The sequence below is a fragment of the Chromobacterium sp. Beijing genome (assembly GCF_021496765.1).
Classification (GTDB): Bacteria; Pseudomonadota; Gammaproteobacteria; order Burkholderiales; family Chromobacteriaceae; genus Chromobacterium.
In genome coordinates this window covers 4,858,836-4,875,279 of the sequence record NZ_CP053750.1, presented here as the reverse complement: position 1 = coordinate 4,875,279, position 16,444 = coordinate 4,858,836, and the positions used below count along the sequence as shown (strand labels likewise).

Sequence of the window (16,444 nt, the reverse complement as noted above, 5' to 3'; positions counted from 1 at the left end):
GCAATCCTTATTTGCGCATGGCCTTTTCGGACGGCGTCAGCGAGTCGATGAAGGACTGGCGCTGGAAAATACGCTCGGCGTACTTGAGGATAGGCGCGGAGTTTTTGCCCAGATCGATATTGTAATGCTCCAGACGCCACATCAAGGGCGCGATCGCCACGTCGATCATGGAGAAATCGTCGCCCAACATGAACTTCTGCTTGGCGAAAATCGGTGCGATCGTGGTCAGGCCGTCGCGAATGGCTTCGCGAGCCTTGTTCGCTTCCTTGCCGGTGGCGCCGGCTTCCAGCGCCTTCACATGGATGAAGAGCTCGTTTTCAAACCGGTAGAGGAACAGACGGGCGCGCGCGCGCATTACCGGGTCAGCCGGCATCAGCTGCGGGTGCGGGAAACGCTCGTCGATGTACTCGTTGATGATATTGGATTCGTGCAGGATCAAATCGCGCTCGACCAATACCGGCACCTCATTGTAGGGGTTCATCACCGCCAGATCTTCCGGCTTGTTATGGATGTCCACATCAATGATTTCGAAATCCATTCCCTTTTCAAAAAGCACGATGCGGCAACGCTGGCTGAACGGGCAGGTAATTCCGGAGTAAAGAGTCATCATGGCAGGAGGAAATCCTTAACTAACAATGGGTTGATTCAGCTGGGCATTCTAGCACTTTCCGTCCACCAATTTCCAGCACCGCATCATAAGCCAATGATTAAAAAGAAAAAAGGCGGATTTCTCCGCCTTGATCAAATCAAGCAACCGGGCTTAATGCACGTCGCGCCAGTACTCTTTCTTCAGGAAATACGCCAGCGGCAACAGCAACAGCGACAGGAACATCAACACGACATAACCGATCTGCTGACGCTTCACCTGAGCAGGTTCGCCCACATAGACCAGGAAATTGGTCAGGTCCGCCATCCGCTTGTCGAACTCCACGGTATTGGCTTTGCCGTTCTCCAGCTTGGTCAGGGTGCCGGCCTTGATCAGCTCCAGCTTGTGCTCTTCGTGGCCTTCCGCGTTCTTCTCGGTCTTCAGCACCTGCTCGCCTTGCCATTCCCAGAAGATGTGCGGCATGCCCACCTTGTCGAACACCGCGTTGTTCCAGCCAGTCGGCCGGCTCGGATCCCGGTAGAAGCCACGCAGATAACCATACAGGTAATCTGCGCCGCGGGAACGCGCGATCAGCGACAAGTCCGGCGGCGTGGCGCCAAACCAGGCTTGAGCGTCCTTCTTGTTCATCGCGATATTCATCGGATCGCCGATTTTGGCGCCCACCGGTAGCAGGTTCGCCTTGATCTGCTCTTCGGTCAGGCCGATATCGGTCAGGCGGTTGTAACGCATCGCGCTGGCCGAATGGCAGGACAAGCAGTAGTTGGTGAAGATCTGCGCGCCGCGTTGCAGGCTTTCCGTATCTTGAATATTGATCGGCGCCTTGGGCAGCTTGGGGCCTTCGCCGGAAGCCAGGGCCGTAGCGCTGAACGGCAGCGCCAGCGCCATGGCCGCGATCAGGTGGCGGATTTTGCTTTTCATGAGTCCTCTCCCCTTTTTACACGTTCATGGCGAATACGGCGGCGGCCACCACGGTCACCACCACCAGCACCGCAAACCGGATCTGACGCTTGGCGTTGGTATCCGTCACCCGCGTCGGCACCGGGATGCTGCCTACATCGTTCTTGGTGTAGAACGGCATGCCCAGGAAGAAGACGAAGTAGACGAACGAGAGCACCTGCGCGATCACGGTGCGGGCATTGGTGGACGGCAAAGCGCCCAGAATGCCAAGACCGATGAAGGACACGATGAACAGGACCAGCATGAACTTGAACTTGGGACCGCGGTAGCGGATGGATTTCACCGGCGAGCGATCCAGCCACGGCAGGAAGGCGATCAGCACCACTGCCGCGCCCATCGCGATCACGCCCCACACCTGGGTGCCCAGGAAGGACGGGATGGCGCGCAAGATGGCGTAGAACGGCGTGAAGTACCATACCGGCGCGATATGCGGCGGGGTCTTCAGCGGGTCGGCCTGGTCGAAGTTGGGTTTCTCCAGGAAGTAACCGCCCATTTCCGGCATGAAGAAGACAATGGCCGAGAACACGATCAGGAACACCACCACGCCCAGCACATCCTTGACGGTGTAATACGGGTGGAAGGGAATGCCATCCAGGGGAATGCCCTTGTCGTCCTTCAGCTTCTTGATCTCAACGCCGTCCGGGTTGTTGGAGCCCACTTCGTGCAAGGCGATCAGGTGAGCCACCACCAGCGCCAGCAGCACCAGCGGCACCGCGATCACGTGCAGCGCGAAGAAGCGGTTCAGCGTGGCGTCGGACACCACGTAGTCGCCGCGGATCCACACCGACAGGTCCGGACCGATTACCGGGATGGAGCCGAACAGGTTGACGATCACCTGCGCGCCCCAGAACGACATCTGGCCCCAAGGCAGCAGATAACCCATGAAGGCTTCCGCCATCAGGCACAGGAAGATCAGCGTGCCGAACACCCACACCAGTTCGCGCGGTTGCTTGTAGGAACCGTAGATCAGGCCGCGGAACATGTGCAGATAGACCACCACGAAGAACATCGAGGCGCCGGTGGAGTGCATGTAGCGGATGATCCAGCCGCCGGCCACATCGCGCATGATGTATTCGACCGAGGCGAAGGCGACCGGAATGCCGGCGCCATTCAAGGTGCCGTCCGGCTTGTAGTTCATGGTCAGGAAGATGCCGGTAACGATCTGGATCACCAGCACCAGCATGGCCAGCGAACCGAAGAAGTACCAGAAGTTGAAGTTCTTCGGCGCGTAATACTCGGTGACGTGCTCTTTGAGCATCGACGATAACGGAAAACGTTCGTCCACCCAGTTGAGCAGCTTTTGTCCTTTAGTCATGTAGCCCCTCAGCTTATTTGTCTTCGCCAATCAGCAGGCGGGTATCGGACAGATATTTGTGCGGCGGAATTTCCAGGTTCTTCGGAGCCGGCACGCCTTTGTAGACGCGCGCGGCCAAGTCGAACTTGGAACCATGACAGGGGCAATAGAAGCCTCCCACCCAGTCCGGGCCCAGATCGGCGGGCGCGATGTCCGGACGGTGGGTCGGCGAACAGCCCAAATGCGTGCAGATGCCGACGGCGATCAGCAGCTCAGGCTTGATCGAACGGTGCTCGTTCTGGCAATACGTCGGCTGCTGATCCATTTCGGACTTGGGATCCACCAGCTTCTCATCCAGCTTCGGCAGGTTTTTCAATTGCTCCGGCGTGCGGTTCAGCACCCATACCGGCTTGCCGCGCCACTCGACGTTGATCTTCTGGCCCGGCTCGATCTTGCCGATATCCACCTCGACGGGAGCGCCGGCGGCCTTCGCCCTCTCGGACGGGAAGAAACTCATCAGAAACGGCGTCGCCACTCCGGCCGCCGCCACACCACCAACAGCGCTGGTTGCAACCGTCAGAAAGCGACGGCGCCCCGCATCGACTTGTTGTTCACTCATTACAGTCATCCTCAAACGTGGAAACCGAGCCCAAAACTGCCTGATTTTACCCGATTCCGAGTAGGGACTTGAAGCTTCTATGCAAATAAATTGGCCGAAGCCCTGCCTAGCCGCCTAAACCGGGTTGGAAATGTCTACAAATTCAACACTTATGCCATGAAGCTGAGCCAGGCGCTCGCCCAAAGCCTTGATGCCAAAACGCTCCGTGGCGTGATGCCCCGCAGCGATGAAAGCCACATCACACTCCATTGCCATATGATGATTTTGCTCGGACGCTTCGCCGGTGATGAAGGCGTCCACGCCCAGATCGATGGCTTCGGCGAAAAAACTCTGCGCGCCGCCGGTGCACCAGGCTATGCGCGAAATCGGTTTGTCCGCCCTGCCCAACAACAAAGCCTCGCGCCCCAGACGAGCGGAAACGTGTTCACGGAAATCACTCACACTGCCGCCTCGCCGCCACGCCCCATGCCACAGCAAACCCTGTTCACCGCCCTGCCCCTGGGCCTCCAAATCCAGCACCTTGCCCAACATCGCGTTATTGCCCAGCTCCGGATGCGCGTCCAAAGGCAGGTGGTAAGCCAGCAAGTTAAGATCATGCTCCAGCAGCGTCTTCACCCGCTGGCGCTTCATTCCGCAAATCCGGGCGTCTTCGCCCTTCCAGAAATAACCGTGGTGCACCAGCACGGCGTCCGCTCCGCGCGACGCCGCGGCATCGATCAAGGCTTGAGAAGCGGAGACGCCGGTCACCAGCTTGCGCACCGCCTGCCGCCCTTCCACCTGCAAGCCGTTAGGCGCATAGTCTTTGAAGCGCCAAGGCTCCAAAATCGTGTCCAGACTGCTCAGCAAGGCCTTCAATTCCATCACGCACTCCTTAACTTAATATATGCCCCGGCCTTATTTTGCCAGAAGCCAACGCATTTTAAGCCCGCAAAAGAAAAACCCCGCCGTAGCGGGGTTTTTCAAAGCCTAAGGAGGCGTTGGCTTACATCATGCCGCCCATGCCGCCCATGCCGCCCATATCCGGCATGCCGGCCGCCGGCTTGTCTTCCGGCAATTCAGCGATCATGCAGTCGGTGGTCAGCATCAGGCCAGCAACCGAAGCCGCGTGCTGCAGAGCGGAGCGGGTTACCTTGGCCGGATCCAACACGCCCATTTCCAGCATATCGCCGTACTCGCCGCTAGCCGCGTTGTAACCGAAGTTGCCCTTGCCTTCCAGCACCTTGTTCACCACGACCGACGGCTCTTCGCCAGCGTTCTTGACGATCTGGCGCAGCGGCGCTTCGATGGCCTTCAACACGATCTTAACACCGGCGTCTTGATCGGCATTGTCGGTTTTCAGGCTGTCCAGAGTGGAGCGGGCGCGCAGCAGAGCAACGCCGCCGCCAGCCACAACGCCTTCTTCCACAGCGGCGCGGGTAGCGTGCAAGGCGTCTTCAACGCGAGCCTTTTTCTCTTTCATTTCCACTTCGGTGGCAGCGCCAACCTTGATCACCGCAACACCGCCGGCCAGCTTGGCCACGCGCTCTTGCAGTTTCTCGCGATCGTAATCGGAAGTGGCTTCTTCCATCTGCTTGCGGATCTCGCCCACGCGCGACTGGATCTCGGCCGCTTGGCCGGCGCCGTCGATGATGGTGGTGTTTTCCTTGCCCACTTCAACGCGCTTGGCTTGGCCCAGCATTTCCAGCGAAGCTTTTTCCAGGGTCAGGCCCACTTCTTCGGCAATCACGGTGCCACCGGTCAGGAAGGCGATATCCTGCAACATGGCTTTGCGACGATCGCCAAAACCCGGGGCTTTAACGGCTACCACTTTCAGGATGCCGCGGATGGTGTTGACCACCAGAGTGGCCAGCGCTTCGCCTTCCACGTCTTCTGCGATGATCAGCAGCGGGCGGCCGGACTTGGCCACTTGCTCCAGAACCGGCAGCAGATCGCGGATATTGGAGATTTTCTTATCGAACAGCAGGATGAAGGGATTGTCCAGAGCGGCAATCTGTTTGTCCTGGTTGTTGATGAAGTACGGGGACAGGTAGCCGCGGTCGAACTGCATGCCTTCAACCACGTCTAGTTCGTTGTTCAGGCTCTTGCCGTCTTCAACGGTGATCACGCCTTCCTTGCCCACTTTTTCCATGGCATTGGCGATGATGTCGCCGATGTCGGAATCGGAGTTGGCGGAGATGGAGCCAACCTGAGCGATTTCCTTGGTGGTGGCGCACGGCTTGGCGATCTTGGCGATCTCACCCACCAGCGAGGCAACGGCCTTGTCGATGCCGCGCTTCAGGTCCATCGGGTTCATGCCGGCGGCAACGTACTTCATGCCTTCCAACACGATGGCTTGAGCCAACACGGTAGCGGTGGTGGTGCCGTCGCCGGCCACGTCGGAAGTCTTGGAAGCGACTTCTTTCACCATCTGCGCGCCCATGTTCTCGAACTTGTCCTTCAGTTCGATTTCCTTGGCGACGGATACGCCGTCCTTGGTGATGGTCGGCGCGCCGAAGGAGCGGTCCAGCACCACGTTGCGGCCTTTCGGGCCCAGAGTCACTTTTACGGCATCAGCCAGGATGTTGACGCCAGTTACCATCTTGGCGCGAGCGGAATCACCAAACTTTACGTCTTTAGCAGCCATTCTTTAAATCTCCAGAATTCTGAGTTGGGGAAGTTCAGATGTGGGTCGGATTACTCAACGATGCCCATTACATCTTCCTCGCGCATCACGAGGACTTCATCGCCGTCAACCTTGACGGCCTGACCGGAATACTTGCCGAAGATGACTTTGTCGTTAGGCTTCAGTTCCAGCGGACGGCGCTCGCCGTTCTCCAGAATCTTGCCATTGCCGATGGCCAAAACGATGCCCATATCCGGTTTTTCTGCGGCTGCGCCCGGCAGAACGATGCCGGAAGCCGTTTTTTCTTCAGCCTCGAGGCGCTTGATAACAACACGGTCGTGCAAAGGACGAATTGCCATGGATCTCTCCTGTTACAGTGGCTGTTGAGAGTTGAAACCTGTTTGAGTTGAGGCGAGCGTTAGCACTCACCTGCTGCGAGTGCTAATGATAGGGACGAGCGGGAGGGTTTTCAAGAGCCTGCCACGCCAAATTTCAATCGCAGGTCTGGCTTGTCTGATCGGAACTTACAACTCGACACTCAGCCACTACTCGCGAAGCTCTCAGTTAGGTGAAGAAGTGGCCAATCAGGAATGTTCACCACTAAATCCAACTAGCAAGCTTGTCTTGGTCGGCAACTGCGGCAAACCACTCTGCAATCCAATGAGAAAAAGCCCAAGCCTATGACCTCAATCGCCAAGACAGAAAAACTGATGTGTACACGGTTTCAGCTAGCTAAATGCTCGAACCATCTAAATTTTCGCTTGTCGAGACCAACAACGATCAGATTGATTATCTTCATTAAGATCGCGCAACAACGTTCTGTTTAGGTACGGGGCAGCCAGGGACATATCCGTTTTTTGATAGCAGCGAACCTCAATCTACTTTATTGAGGAGGAGTGATCCCAAATAGCCAAACAGGCTTTATACGCCACATTTTCACATTGCCCCAACGAAAAGTAAAATTTCTAAAAAAATTGACACCTGTACACAACCGATTTGAAAATAAAGCATATCGAATAGCCATAAAACATCAATGCCTAACTGACTTCCGCAGCAACATCCATCCTGGAGTACGAAAACGAATAATCATTCGATATAACCGTACATAAGTGAACATGAATGCCAACACAAAACCAATCAACACCGTCGTGTTATTCCAAAACAGCATAGCCGGCACCACTGAAATAGAAGATAAGGCCCATAAATACGGGGAAGTCAAACTGTTACGCATTGTTTTATGATTGACATCTTTGGAACCCACCATCCATCGCACCAACCGCATATAGACAAGCTGATGTAGGTGCAGTGCATCGGGATACCCCACCCTTCGACCTTGCAAAAATTTCCGTCTATAGATTGAAAACAAGGTTTCAAATACGGGGTAAATCACACACAGCAACGGAAACCAAGGAGAAACTTGAGAGTGGCGAGCAACCAATAACACGGCGACCTCAGCGATCATAAAACCAACCAAATAAGCGCCACCATCTCCTGCAAACATTAACCCACGGGGGAAATTCCAAAACAAAAAACCTGCGATAGCACCTACCATAGCAAAACAGATGCCTACCAGCATAGTATCCTGTACTTTAAATGCCACATAAGCCAAAGCAAGGAAAATGAAAATTGATACAACACCAGACAATCCATTGTAGCCATCAATAATATTCACGGCGTGTGCCACTCCACCTACGGCAACCACCGTTAAAAGCAATGAAAAAATCCAAACATGTACCAAAAAAACATCGAGCAAAGGGATATCCAGGCGCTGCAAACTTGCACCAAGAATAAAATACCCTAGAGCAGCAGCAAAAAAAGTAGCCAACAATCTAGGTAGCGGACCTACTTTTTTTGTCACATCTTCAAAAATCCCAGCAGCAAAAGCAGGAAGGGCCACCAACAACAGCATCAAAATTGAGGCATCCTTCAACAACCACGCCAACACACCGCTTCCTGCCACCAACCCAGCAGCAATCGGCACTCCTCCGATACGTGGCACAGGTTGTGCGTGAAACTTTTGAACTCCGCCCAACTCATAATCAGCTGAAAAGTGTTCGTGCAAATGTGAGAAATGAATCAAACACATCCCAACAAGCAAGGATAAAAATGTAGCCGCCAATAGAATTACCAGCATTTATATACACCTTTCGATGTTTTCCAACAAAGATAGAGCAAAAACACTCTCGAACAACAAAATAAAAACGTAAAAGTACTACAAGAACACCTCAAAAATTGACCAATGCCTCTGAACCCAAAAATATCAAAACAAGCCGCCTTGCATTTTCCATTATTTTTTAGTAGATCACACGCCATGGTAAAGAGACAATCTTCGAGCAGAGAAAATAACACCTCGGAAATAACCACTTGTGAAATCACTCATAAACCTCAAGAGGCTAGTCCCGCAACAATTTGCTCCACTACCTTTTTAACTGAAAACTCACGCTCAAAAAGCCCCCGACAACGTGCGGTAAAGTCAGTGCCATCATCAATCTGAACCAATAGCTTCTCTGCACACAATTGCAACTCATCGACCTGGTTACTTTCACAGATTTGCCCTACCTGTTCACTACGAATTAAATGGGCAAGATCATTACCACGGTTGATATTTGCCAATACAGGAAGCCCGCTTTGCATATAAGTCAAAAATTTCCCAGGAATATTATGGGATTTATGGCGAGGATCCAAAGCCACAATTCCAACATTACACTGCGCATAAAGCCCTGGAATTTCATCAGGATGAATTTCTTCAAAAAACACAACATTATCTAGCTGCCTCTCCTGAGCGGCAGCACGCAACCTTCCCACCTCACTACCTCGACCAACAAATAAAAAACCGACATCTTGTCTACTGTACAGTTTATCGGCCAAGTCGAGCAAAACATCCATGCCTTGCGCCACCCCCATGTTGCCCGCATAAACAAAAATTTTCCGCCCCTTAAACGAGTCTCGTTGATCCGTATTGAGCAAGGTACCGCAGCAGGAATATCAAGCCAGTTTTGCAATACTTCCAAACGTCGACCAGGTTGCCGTTGCCAACAATCGAAATACGCTTGATTTCCAGGAGTTTGAACACCAATAATATCGGCAACCGAATACTGATAGCGTGCCATCATATCAAAAAAAAGATAAGGCAAACCACGCCTCATCAGCCCCATATCAACAGCCCAATTAGGAAAAATATCACGGATTATCAGGTAGCCTTTACAACCATTTGAACGCTTAAGAATTTGGGCCAAAGGAGCATGGAAAATAGATGGTGCATACCACACGATGCCCTCCCAACATGCATGGGCTAAAGGGCTTTTCCGAAGCTGTAATAGCATCGAAAAGGGCATGAGCAACTCACCTAACGTACGTCGCACATAACCAACATCCTTCGTACGCGGAGCTTTTAAACGTAATACCTGCGCCCCATCAAACTCCTCCAACTGCCAAGACTCCTTCTGATCAGACGAAGGAAGAAGCACGGTCAAATTATGCCCTTGACGTACAAACTCGCGAGCCAAATCCCGGAGCTGGACTGCGCCAGAAGTCCGATGGGGTGGAAAAGTATCAGCAATCAGCACAACCTGCATTAATCGAGCCTCAGTACTTTCTCCATACCACTCGATTCACATAATCGGTGTAGCTATGAATAATGCGTACAACTTTGTCAGAGACATTTTTCATGGAATAGTCTGAAACAGATCTCAGCAATCTTTCTTCACCACGTGGCTGTAAATCAAGAATAGACAAACCTTGCATAACTCTATCAACATCCAATCCCACCATCATGACAGACCCCTCTTCAAAAGCCTCATGACGCTCTTGAGTCTCTCTCATATTTAAAGCAGGGAAGTTCAAAATTGAAGATTCCTCACTTATTGTTCCACTATCGGAAAGAACCGCACGGGCTGAAAGTTGAAGCTTATTGTAATCCGTAAAACCTAATGGCTTAAGCAATCTTACCAATTCATTAAATTTTGCCCCAACAGTAGCAAGTCTTTTTTGAGTTCTAGGGTGTGTGGATACAATTATAGGAAGCTTAAATTGCTCTGAAATTTCATTTAAAATATTTATCAACTTACACAGATTAACATCTGAATCAACATTTTCTTCACGATGGGCACTAACAACGAAAAACTCGCCAGATTTTAATCCTAGTCGTTCCAAAACATCTGAATGGTCAATTGCCTCTCGGTAGAACTCAATCACTTCAGACATTGGACTACCCGTTTTAATAATCAAGTCTGCAGGTAGACCCTCTTTAAGCAAACATTCTCGCGAAATGGTACTGTAAGTCAAATTCACATCAGAGGTATGGTCAACAATTTTCCTATTAATCTCTTCAGGGACTCGCATGTCGAAACAACGATTACCAGCCTCCATATGGAAGATTGGCACTTTTCTTCTTTTTGCCGGAATCACCGATAAGCAACTATTTGTATCACCTAAAACAAGCAATGCGTCAGGACTTTCTTCCGCAAGCACCCCATCCATTTTTGCGATGATCATGCCGATAGTTTCAGCAGAAGTTGAGCCCGCTGCATTCAAAAAAATATCGGGCTTTCTAATTTTTAAATCATCAAAAAATATTTGATTCAATTCATAATCATAGTTTTGGCCGGTGTGCACAATTGTATGATCACAAAATTCATCAAGCTTCGCCATTACCCTTGACAACCGTATAATCTCAGGGCGGGTGCCAACTACAGTCATGACTTTAAGCTTTTTCATTTTCAATCCTCAGCTTCAGCATATTCACCACGAGAAATACGTGCCATAAAATCTAGCTTCAAAAGCAGCTTTTTCATATCTTCAAAATCCAGGCGCACTGTATTGTGCGAGTTGTAATCGTCACCATGACTCGTCTGGGTCAGCAGTTGATTCCCTTGTTCAACATATTTTTCATAATTTAAGTCACGCCCATCAGCGGGAATTCTAAAATAATCCCCCATATCCTCAGCGCACGCCATTTCTTCACGCCCCAGCAGTACTTCGTACAATTTTTCACCATGCCGGGTTCCAATCACCTGCACAGGAGAATCTGACTTATTCATTACAGAAAGAACGGCATGAGCCAGTACTTCAACCGTAGCGGCAGGAGCCTTCTGTACAAAAATGTCCCCATTATGCCCATGCTCAAAAGCATAAAGGACCAAGTCCACCGCATCATTCAAAGTCATCATAAATCGGGTCATTGCTGGGTCTGTAATTGTGATGGGCTTACCAGCCCGGACCTGCTCTACAAATAATGGAATAACGGAACCTCGAGAGGCCATTACATTACCATATCTTGTACCGCAAATGACCGTCCCTGTTCCTTCAAGATTGCGACTTGTAGCCACCATCACTTTTTCCATCATCGCCTTGCTTATTCCCATGGCATTGATAGGGTAGACGGCCTTGTCGGTACTTAAACAAATAACCCGCTTTATTCCTGCCGCAATAGCCGCAATGAGTACATTCTCAGTACCGTATACGTTAGTCTGAACAGCCTGCATTGGATGAAACTCACAAGATGGAACTTGCTTAAGCGCAGCAGCATGAAACACAAAATCAACACCACGCATTGCTTGCTCAACGCTTCTAAAGTCTCTGACATCTCCTAAGTAAAATTTTATTTTGGCATTATTGTATTTTTTCCGCATGTCATCTTGTTTTTTTTCATCACGGCTAAAAATTCGAATTTCTTTTAAGTCCGATTCGAGAAAACGGCGCAATACTGCATTACCAAACGAGCCCGTTCCACCTGTAATAAGCAAGGTACGATCATTAAACATTAGCATTATCCTGATACTGAATATGATGTGATTAGCCAAAAGAGTACATACTTTGGACAAGCTCAAACCAAGGTGGAGCTTGGTAACCGGTTGCACTACGGAACCGCGACGAATCAAGTGAGCGGTCAATGATTAGTTTATCATCAGCCAAAATTTCAATATTATGATTATAAGTTTTTGCAACCAACTTCAACAAATCATGCTTTGAAATTGGACTGCTAGAAACATGATATAACCCACACAATTTTTCATTAGGCAGAACATGCTCAGCAATAATGCGTGCCAATTCACACGTTGGCAATCCAGAAAAAACTGCTCGGGTAAATCCACGAACACTTAGATTTTGATCAAGAAACCACCCGATCAATCCATGTGATGATGCTAACTCGTGCCCGATAATTGATGTTCTTAATGTGACTGCATGTGGATAATCAACCTCGCCGATAAGCTTACTTCTTCCATATAGATCCATTGCATCGGGAGCATCAGACTCTACATAATTCCCCTTTAGGCCTGTGAAAACACAATCAGTGCTCACATGAATTAACCTAGAGTCAGTCAACCCGCATAGCCTAGCAAGCCTATGGGGTAATAGTGCATTTATTGGCAAGGCTAAAAGTGGATCATTGGACTCTGCCAACTGTTTGACGAGACCAATACAATTAATTACCACATCAGGCTTAACCTTTGCAAAAACCTGACAAAGACTGTCGAAATTTTCAACATCAACCCCACCAATTACTTTATTTGACGAAGGAAGTCTATTAATAACACCGCTACTTCTCGCTGTCCCCCAGACCTGAAATAGCTTTTGTTCTGTCAAATAACGGAAAACAGCATTTCCGAGCATGCCAGTACATCCCAAGACAAGAATTTTCATTTCGCTCGAATTTTTCTTCATAATATGAATATAATATATTTATAGAAATACATGCTTGGCAAACATAACGTTAGCGTTGACCTAATTTCAGAACTTCTCTCCAAGTACTATTCGCGGTACATTTCCAATCATAATAAGTGCTACGCTCTCTTGCTGCAGCAGCCCAACTGGCCGCAGTTGCTGGCTCCAGCAACACTCTAGTCATAGCCATCGCAATACTCTCCGGACTAAATGGTGAAAAGTAGCCAATATTTTTTCCACCAAACTCAGGCATTGGATCAATATCCGATGATAGCACTGGCCGACCAGCAGCCAGCGCCTCAAGTAAAATATTAGGACAGTTCTCACAGGAGGAAGCAAATATATTTGCTTCTGCATTTTGATAAAGGGCGGGTAGTTCTTGATAATTTATCGCGCCACTCAAAATAATCCTATCAGTCAATCCAAGAGTTTTAATCATTCGACGAAGTTTCTCTGCACCAGCCCCATCTGCTTCACCAACAAGAATAAGCCGACACCGCTCGCGCAATTCTGATGCGAGCAAAGCATACCCGCTTACAACCTCTTCGTGGTGTTTGTAGCTATCCACCTTTGACACATACAACAGATACGGTTCCCCACCCGCAATCGCTGGAGAAGGAGGTACTTGCTCTCTAATGCGAAAGGCTTCTGAAATACCATGCGGAATAGTAACTGCACGAGGAACCGGGGCCAGAGCCTCAATCACCCGGCGCGCGTAATCTGAAATGAAAATAGTTAAATCCGCCTCCCTCATGCTACGTAGCATGAGATTACGCAATAGATACTGGCGAACACGCTGCAAATCCCAAGGCATACGACGCAATGCCTTGGCATCGAAAGGGGTCATATTGCGAAACATAGTTACTACACGACAACCGTTTGGCACCTTGGTAGCAACCAATCCTCCCGGACAGAACAATACATCTGCACCCGTACGCTTAAGGTACTTAGGCAGCATCCAACGCTCCCATAAAGCCCGCAGCACCGGGTTTTCTGTCGGCCAATCAGCGTGCACCCGCCGAATATTTGGATGAACAGGTAAGGCTAGCCGTCTTGGGGCAAAAACCTCTACCTGCAGAGAGTTACTCTCCGGCAAATGGTTCAATAAGTTTATCAGGTAGGTTTGCCCCCCACCTTGACGAGCCGAATAAGCGTTAATAACAATCTTCATGAGCGCGGCACCTTCAGCACAACATTATAGAGATCGATATACTGCTGAGCTGCGCGATCGATACTCAGGCCCTCAGTTAAGAAGCGAGCATTCTGAGCTCGAGCAATGGCCGCGTCTCGATTTAATACCGTATCCACTAAAGCTTGTGCAAACGTTTTGACATCTATTGTGTCCGCAAATAGCGCACTTTCTGCATCGGCAAATTCACGATGAGCCGGAATATCTGATAGAACAAGTGGGCATCCCATGGCAGCGGCTTCAATCACAACATTTGGGTGCCCTTCCATAAAACTCGCAGAAATGAACACATCGGCATGGCGCAACCACCATGAGAGAGAGTTAGTATACCCTCCCATGTGTATGCGGTCGGCTAGACCCGTAGCAATAATACTTGCCTGCGTTTTCTCACGCTCAGGGCCTTCACCAAAAATTAGCGCGTGATGCTCAGGCAATCGTCGCAGTGCCATCGCGATTGCATCCACAACTACAGATATGTTTTTTTCATAACTTAGTCGACCTGCCGCTACAATTAATGGCTGCGTCCCAAGCCCAAAGTCATCTAAAGGTACATCTACCTTAGGAGGGGTAAGAGCATTATGAATCACACGCAGTTCAGCCTCATGGGAGAACATACGCCAATAGTCTAATCCTCCCATGGAATTCGCTACAATGGCCTGTGCTCTCTGTCCAATTAGTTTTCGCAAACCAATCTTCCATCCACCAGCTTCATATAATGGGCCTGAGGAACGTTCGCTTAGTACATGTGGACGCTTTCGCAAATGAGCGGCAAGCCCTCCCATCACATCCATTTGCATAAGCCATGTTTGCACAACATTTGCGTCACTTTTATTAATACAGTCAACAATGTCCATACAGATGCGGGGGTCATTGTTGTTTCGATTTGGCAGTTGAATAAGATTCACACCGCACCGCTGCACATTATCAAAATTGGGGCCTTTTTCGTGATATGCCACGGTCACCGCCCCTCCCATACGAGCTATTGCAGGAGCCAAGATGGATAGTTGACGCTCCGCACCTCCATGTCCAAAGCTATGAATCAAGTGGAGAACATGAACAGAATACCCCATTAATTTGCAACCTTGAAAAAATATACAAAAAGCACATGACTAATAGCAAAGACAACCCAAACCCTCATGGCATACCTAGGTATCTCTCGCAAATAAATAGCAGTCAGCACAAATTCAATAGAGGCAAGAAAATAAAGATGTCGCGGCCCCGTTAGTACTGCAATGGGAAGAAAGATAGCGATGCCAACAACATAGCACAGTAAGCTCGCAACAATAAATCTGTGCTGCAGCGCGCTCCACCCCTCTCGGGCTCCGCCAATAAATATGCTACTATACAACGCCCACATCAATGCAGGGGTTATTAATACATAACGCACTGCACCTGTAAAAAACAATGGCAATAGATCGGATCCCGGATTCATCGGAATTCGAAGAAGAAGCACAGGAACGCTTGCTGCAACCAACAAAAAAATCCCCGCAGGCCCTCCCGATAAAGAAACAATCATCGAAGTTAGCCCATTATCTCGGACATCACCAGCGGTAGTTGGTATTGCATTCCCTATTGCTAAAGCAATAATATTTTCGCGCACAGGGGGATATAACAACATAACTAAAATTGCAAACAACAAAAGCATGAGAAATATTTTTACTAAACGCCGAATACTGAAATTCAAAAACCGAGGGGGAGAAAGAAAAATATACGGTATTAAAGCTAAAACAATGGCTACATGCCTATAGTAAAAAAGAACAACCAAAAAAAATACACTTATAAAGATCCGCCCAGGAAACCGAGAAAGAGCAAGCAAAACATTAATAGCCATGAGAACCGCGATATGACTATCCCGATAAGCAGCTGCTCCATGAACAATCCCATCAGACAAGCCTAGACTTAATAGCGCAACCAATAAAGTCATTGAACGCGAAATAGTCTCTGGAGCGACTTTTCGTAAAATACTCCACGCAAGAGGCAGCACCATCGAATCTACCGCTGCATTTATAAATGGAATTGAAATAAACTTTTCAGCACCAAGCGATTTAAATATCCACAAAACAAAGGGAAATCCAACTTGAGTGACAACTTGCTCAGGATGCAGGGGAGTTGCCGTCGGAACCCATAAGCCCTCCCAAAATATACTTAACGTAAGCGTGCCAGCACGAAACCGGTTCTCCAGTTCATTTGCCGCTGCCCACCAAAAAGTATCATCAGCCCCTCGGTCTCCTTCTCCTCCCATTAACAAAGAGTCTGACGCAAAATATGCAACCATCCCCCACCTAAGCAATAGAGCAATAAGAAACAGGAAAAATACATTTTCATTTCGAGCAACAAAAAATGCGATCAAAATGATTAGCATTGTAACTGGGGCGGCTTCTAAAAGCCCATCGAATAGAGAAACTCCGACACGGCCCATCTCATTAAACCATGTCAGTACCAGCGCCGTGCTCAACATCCACACTAACAACCAGCAGATACTCACCTGCATTCTATATGGCTTTAGCATTAAA

15 protein-coding genes are annotated in these 16,444 nt (G+C 49.4%); all 15 read right to left on the bottom strand.

Annotation, left to right across the window (positions count from 1 at the left end):
- Positions 1 to 7: 7 nt before the first annotated feature.
- The 15 genes from HQN78_RS22725 to HQN78_RS22650 all read right to left on the bottom strand — a co-directional run bounded on the left by HQN78_RS22725 (position 8) and on the right by HQN78_RS22650 (position 16,422).
- A complete protein-coding gene (locus HQN78_RS22725; protein WP_039756141.1) occupies positions 8 to 610 on the bottom strand; it encodes a glutathione S-transferase N-terminal domain-containing protein in 603 nt (200 codons plus the stop codon).
- A 150-nt stretch (positions 611 to 760) separates the two neighbouring features.
- Complete coding sequence (locus HQN78_RS22720; protein WP_107800598.1) at positions 761 to 1,525, bottom strand: cytochrome c1; 765 nt, start codon at positions 1,523 to 1,525, stop codon at positions 761 to 763.
- Positions 1,526 to 1,541: 16 nt separating this feature from the next.
- Positions 1,542 to 2,879, bottom strand: coding sequence for a cytochrome bc complex cytochrome b subunit (locus HQN78_RS22715; RefSeq protein ID WP_107800599.1), 1,338 nt, complete (start codon positions 2,877 to 2,879; stop codon positions 1,542 to 1,544).
- 13 nt (positions 2,880 to 2,892) lie between these two features.
- Positions 2,893 to 3,477, bottom strand: a complete 585-nt coding sequence (gene petA, locus HQN78_RS22710) for a ubiquinol-cytochrome c reductase iron-sulfur subunit (RefSeq protein WP_107800600.1) — start codon at positions 3,475 to 3,477, stop codon at positions 2,893 to 2,895.
- A gap of 114 nt (positions 3,478 to 3,591) precedes the next feature.
- Entirely contained in the window at positions 3,592 to 4,338 is a 747-nt protein-coding gene (locus HQN78_RS22705; RefSeq protein WP_235086451.1) for a Nif3-like dinuclear metal center hexameric protein, read from the bottom strand.
- 121 nt (positions 4,339 to 4,459) lie between these two features.
- Positions 4,460 to 6,100, bottom strand: a complete 1,641-nt coding sequence (gene groL, locus HQN78_RS22700; protein ID WP_048414165.1) for a chaperonin GroEL — start codon at positions 6,098 to 6,100, stop codon at positions 4,460 to 4,462.
- A gap of 50 nt (positions 6,101 to 6,150) precedes the next feature.
- Positions 6,151 to 6,438: a co-chaperone GroES gene (locus HQN78_RS22695; protein WP_235086449.1), complete on the bottom strand. Its 288-nt coding sequence runs from the start codon at positions 6,436 to 6,438 to the stop codon at positions 6,151 to 6,153.
- 671 nt (positions 6,439 to 7,109) lie between these two features.
- The gene (locus HQN78_RS22690) at positions 7,110 to 8,213 is read right to left on the bottom strand and encodes a glycosyltransferase (protein WP_235086447.1); all 1,104 of its coding nucleotides are present in this window, start codon (positions 8,211 to 8,213) and stop codon (positions 7,110 to 7,112) included.
- Positions 8,214 to 8,464: 251 nt separating this feature from the next.
- Positions 8,465 to 8,983, bottom strand: coding sequence for a glycosyltransferase (locus HQN78_RS22685; protein ID WP_370646572.1), 519 nt, complete (start codon positions 8,981 to 8,983; stop codon positions 8,465 to 8,467).
- A 681-nt stretch (positions 8,984 to 9,664) separates the two neighbouring features.
- On the bottom strand, positions 9,665 to 10,795 hold the full coding sequence (gene wecB, locus HQN78_RS22675) for a non-hydrolyzing UDP-N-acetylglucosamine 2-epimerase (RefSeq protein ID WP_235086441.1): 1,131 nt from the start codon (positions 10,793 to 10,795) through the stop codon (positions 9,665 to 9,667).
- Positions 10,796 to 10,797: 2 nt separating this feature from the next.
- Positions 10,798 to 11,841, bottom strand: a complete 1,044-nt coding sequence (locus HQN78_RS22670) for a polysaccharide biosynthesis protein (RefSeq protein WP_235086439.1) — start codon at positions 11,839 to 11,841, stop codon at positions 10,798 to 10,800.
- A gap of 31 nt (positions 11,842 to 11,872) precedes the next feature.
- Complete coding sequence (locus tag HQN78_RS22665) at positions 11,873 to 12,721, bottom strand: SDR family oxidoreductase (protein WP_235086437.1); 849 nt, start codon at positions 12,719 to 12,721, stop codon at positions 11,873 to 11,875.
- A 70-nt stretch (positions 12,722 to 12,791) separates the two neighbouring features.
- Complete coding sequence (locus HQN78_RS22660; protein ID WP_235086435.1) at positions 12,792 to 13,913, bottom strand: glycosyltransferase family 1 protein; 1,122 nt, start codon at positions 13,911 to 13,913, stop codon at positions 12,792 to 12,794.
- The gene (locus HQN78_RS22655; RefSeq protein WP_255701197.1) at positions 13,910 to 15,001 is read right to left on the bottom strand and encodes a glycosyltransferase; all 1,092 of its coding nucleotides are present in this window, start codon (positions 14,999 to 15,001) and stop codon (positions 13,910 to 13,912) included. Before HQN78_RS22655 ends, HQN78_RS22660 begins: the two co-directional genes overlap by 4 nt.
- Positions 15,001 to 16,422, bottom strand: a complete 1,422-nt coding sequence (locus HQN78_RS22650) for a hypothetical protein (protein ID WP_235086434.1) — start codon at positions 16,420 to 16,422, stop codon at positions 15,001 to 15,003. Before HQN78_RS22650 ends, HQN78_RS22655 begins: the two co-directional genes overlap by 1 nt.
- Between the last annotated feature and the right edge of the window lie 22 nt (positions 16,423 to 16,444).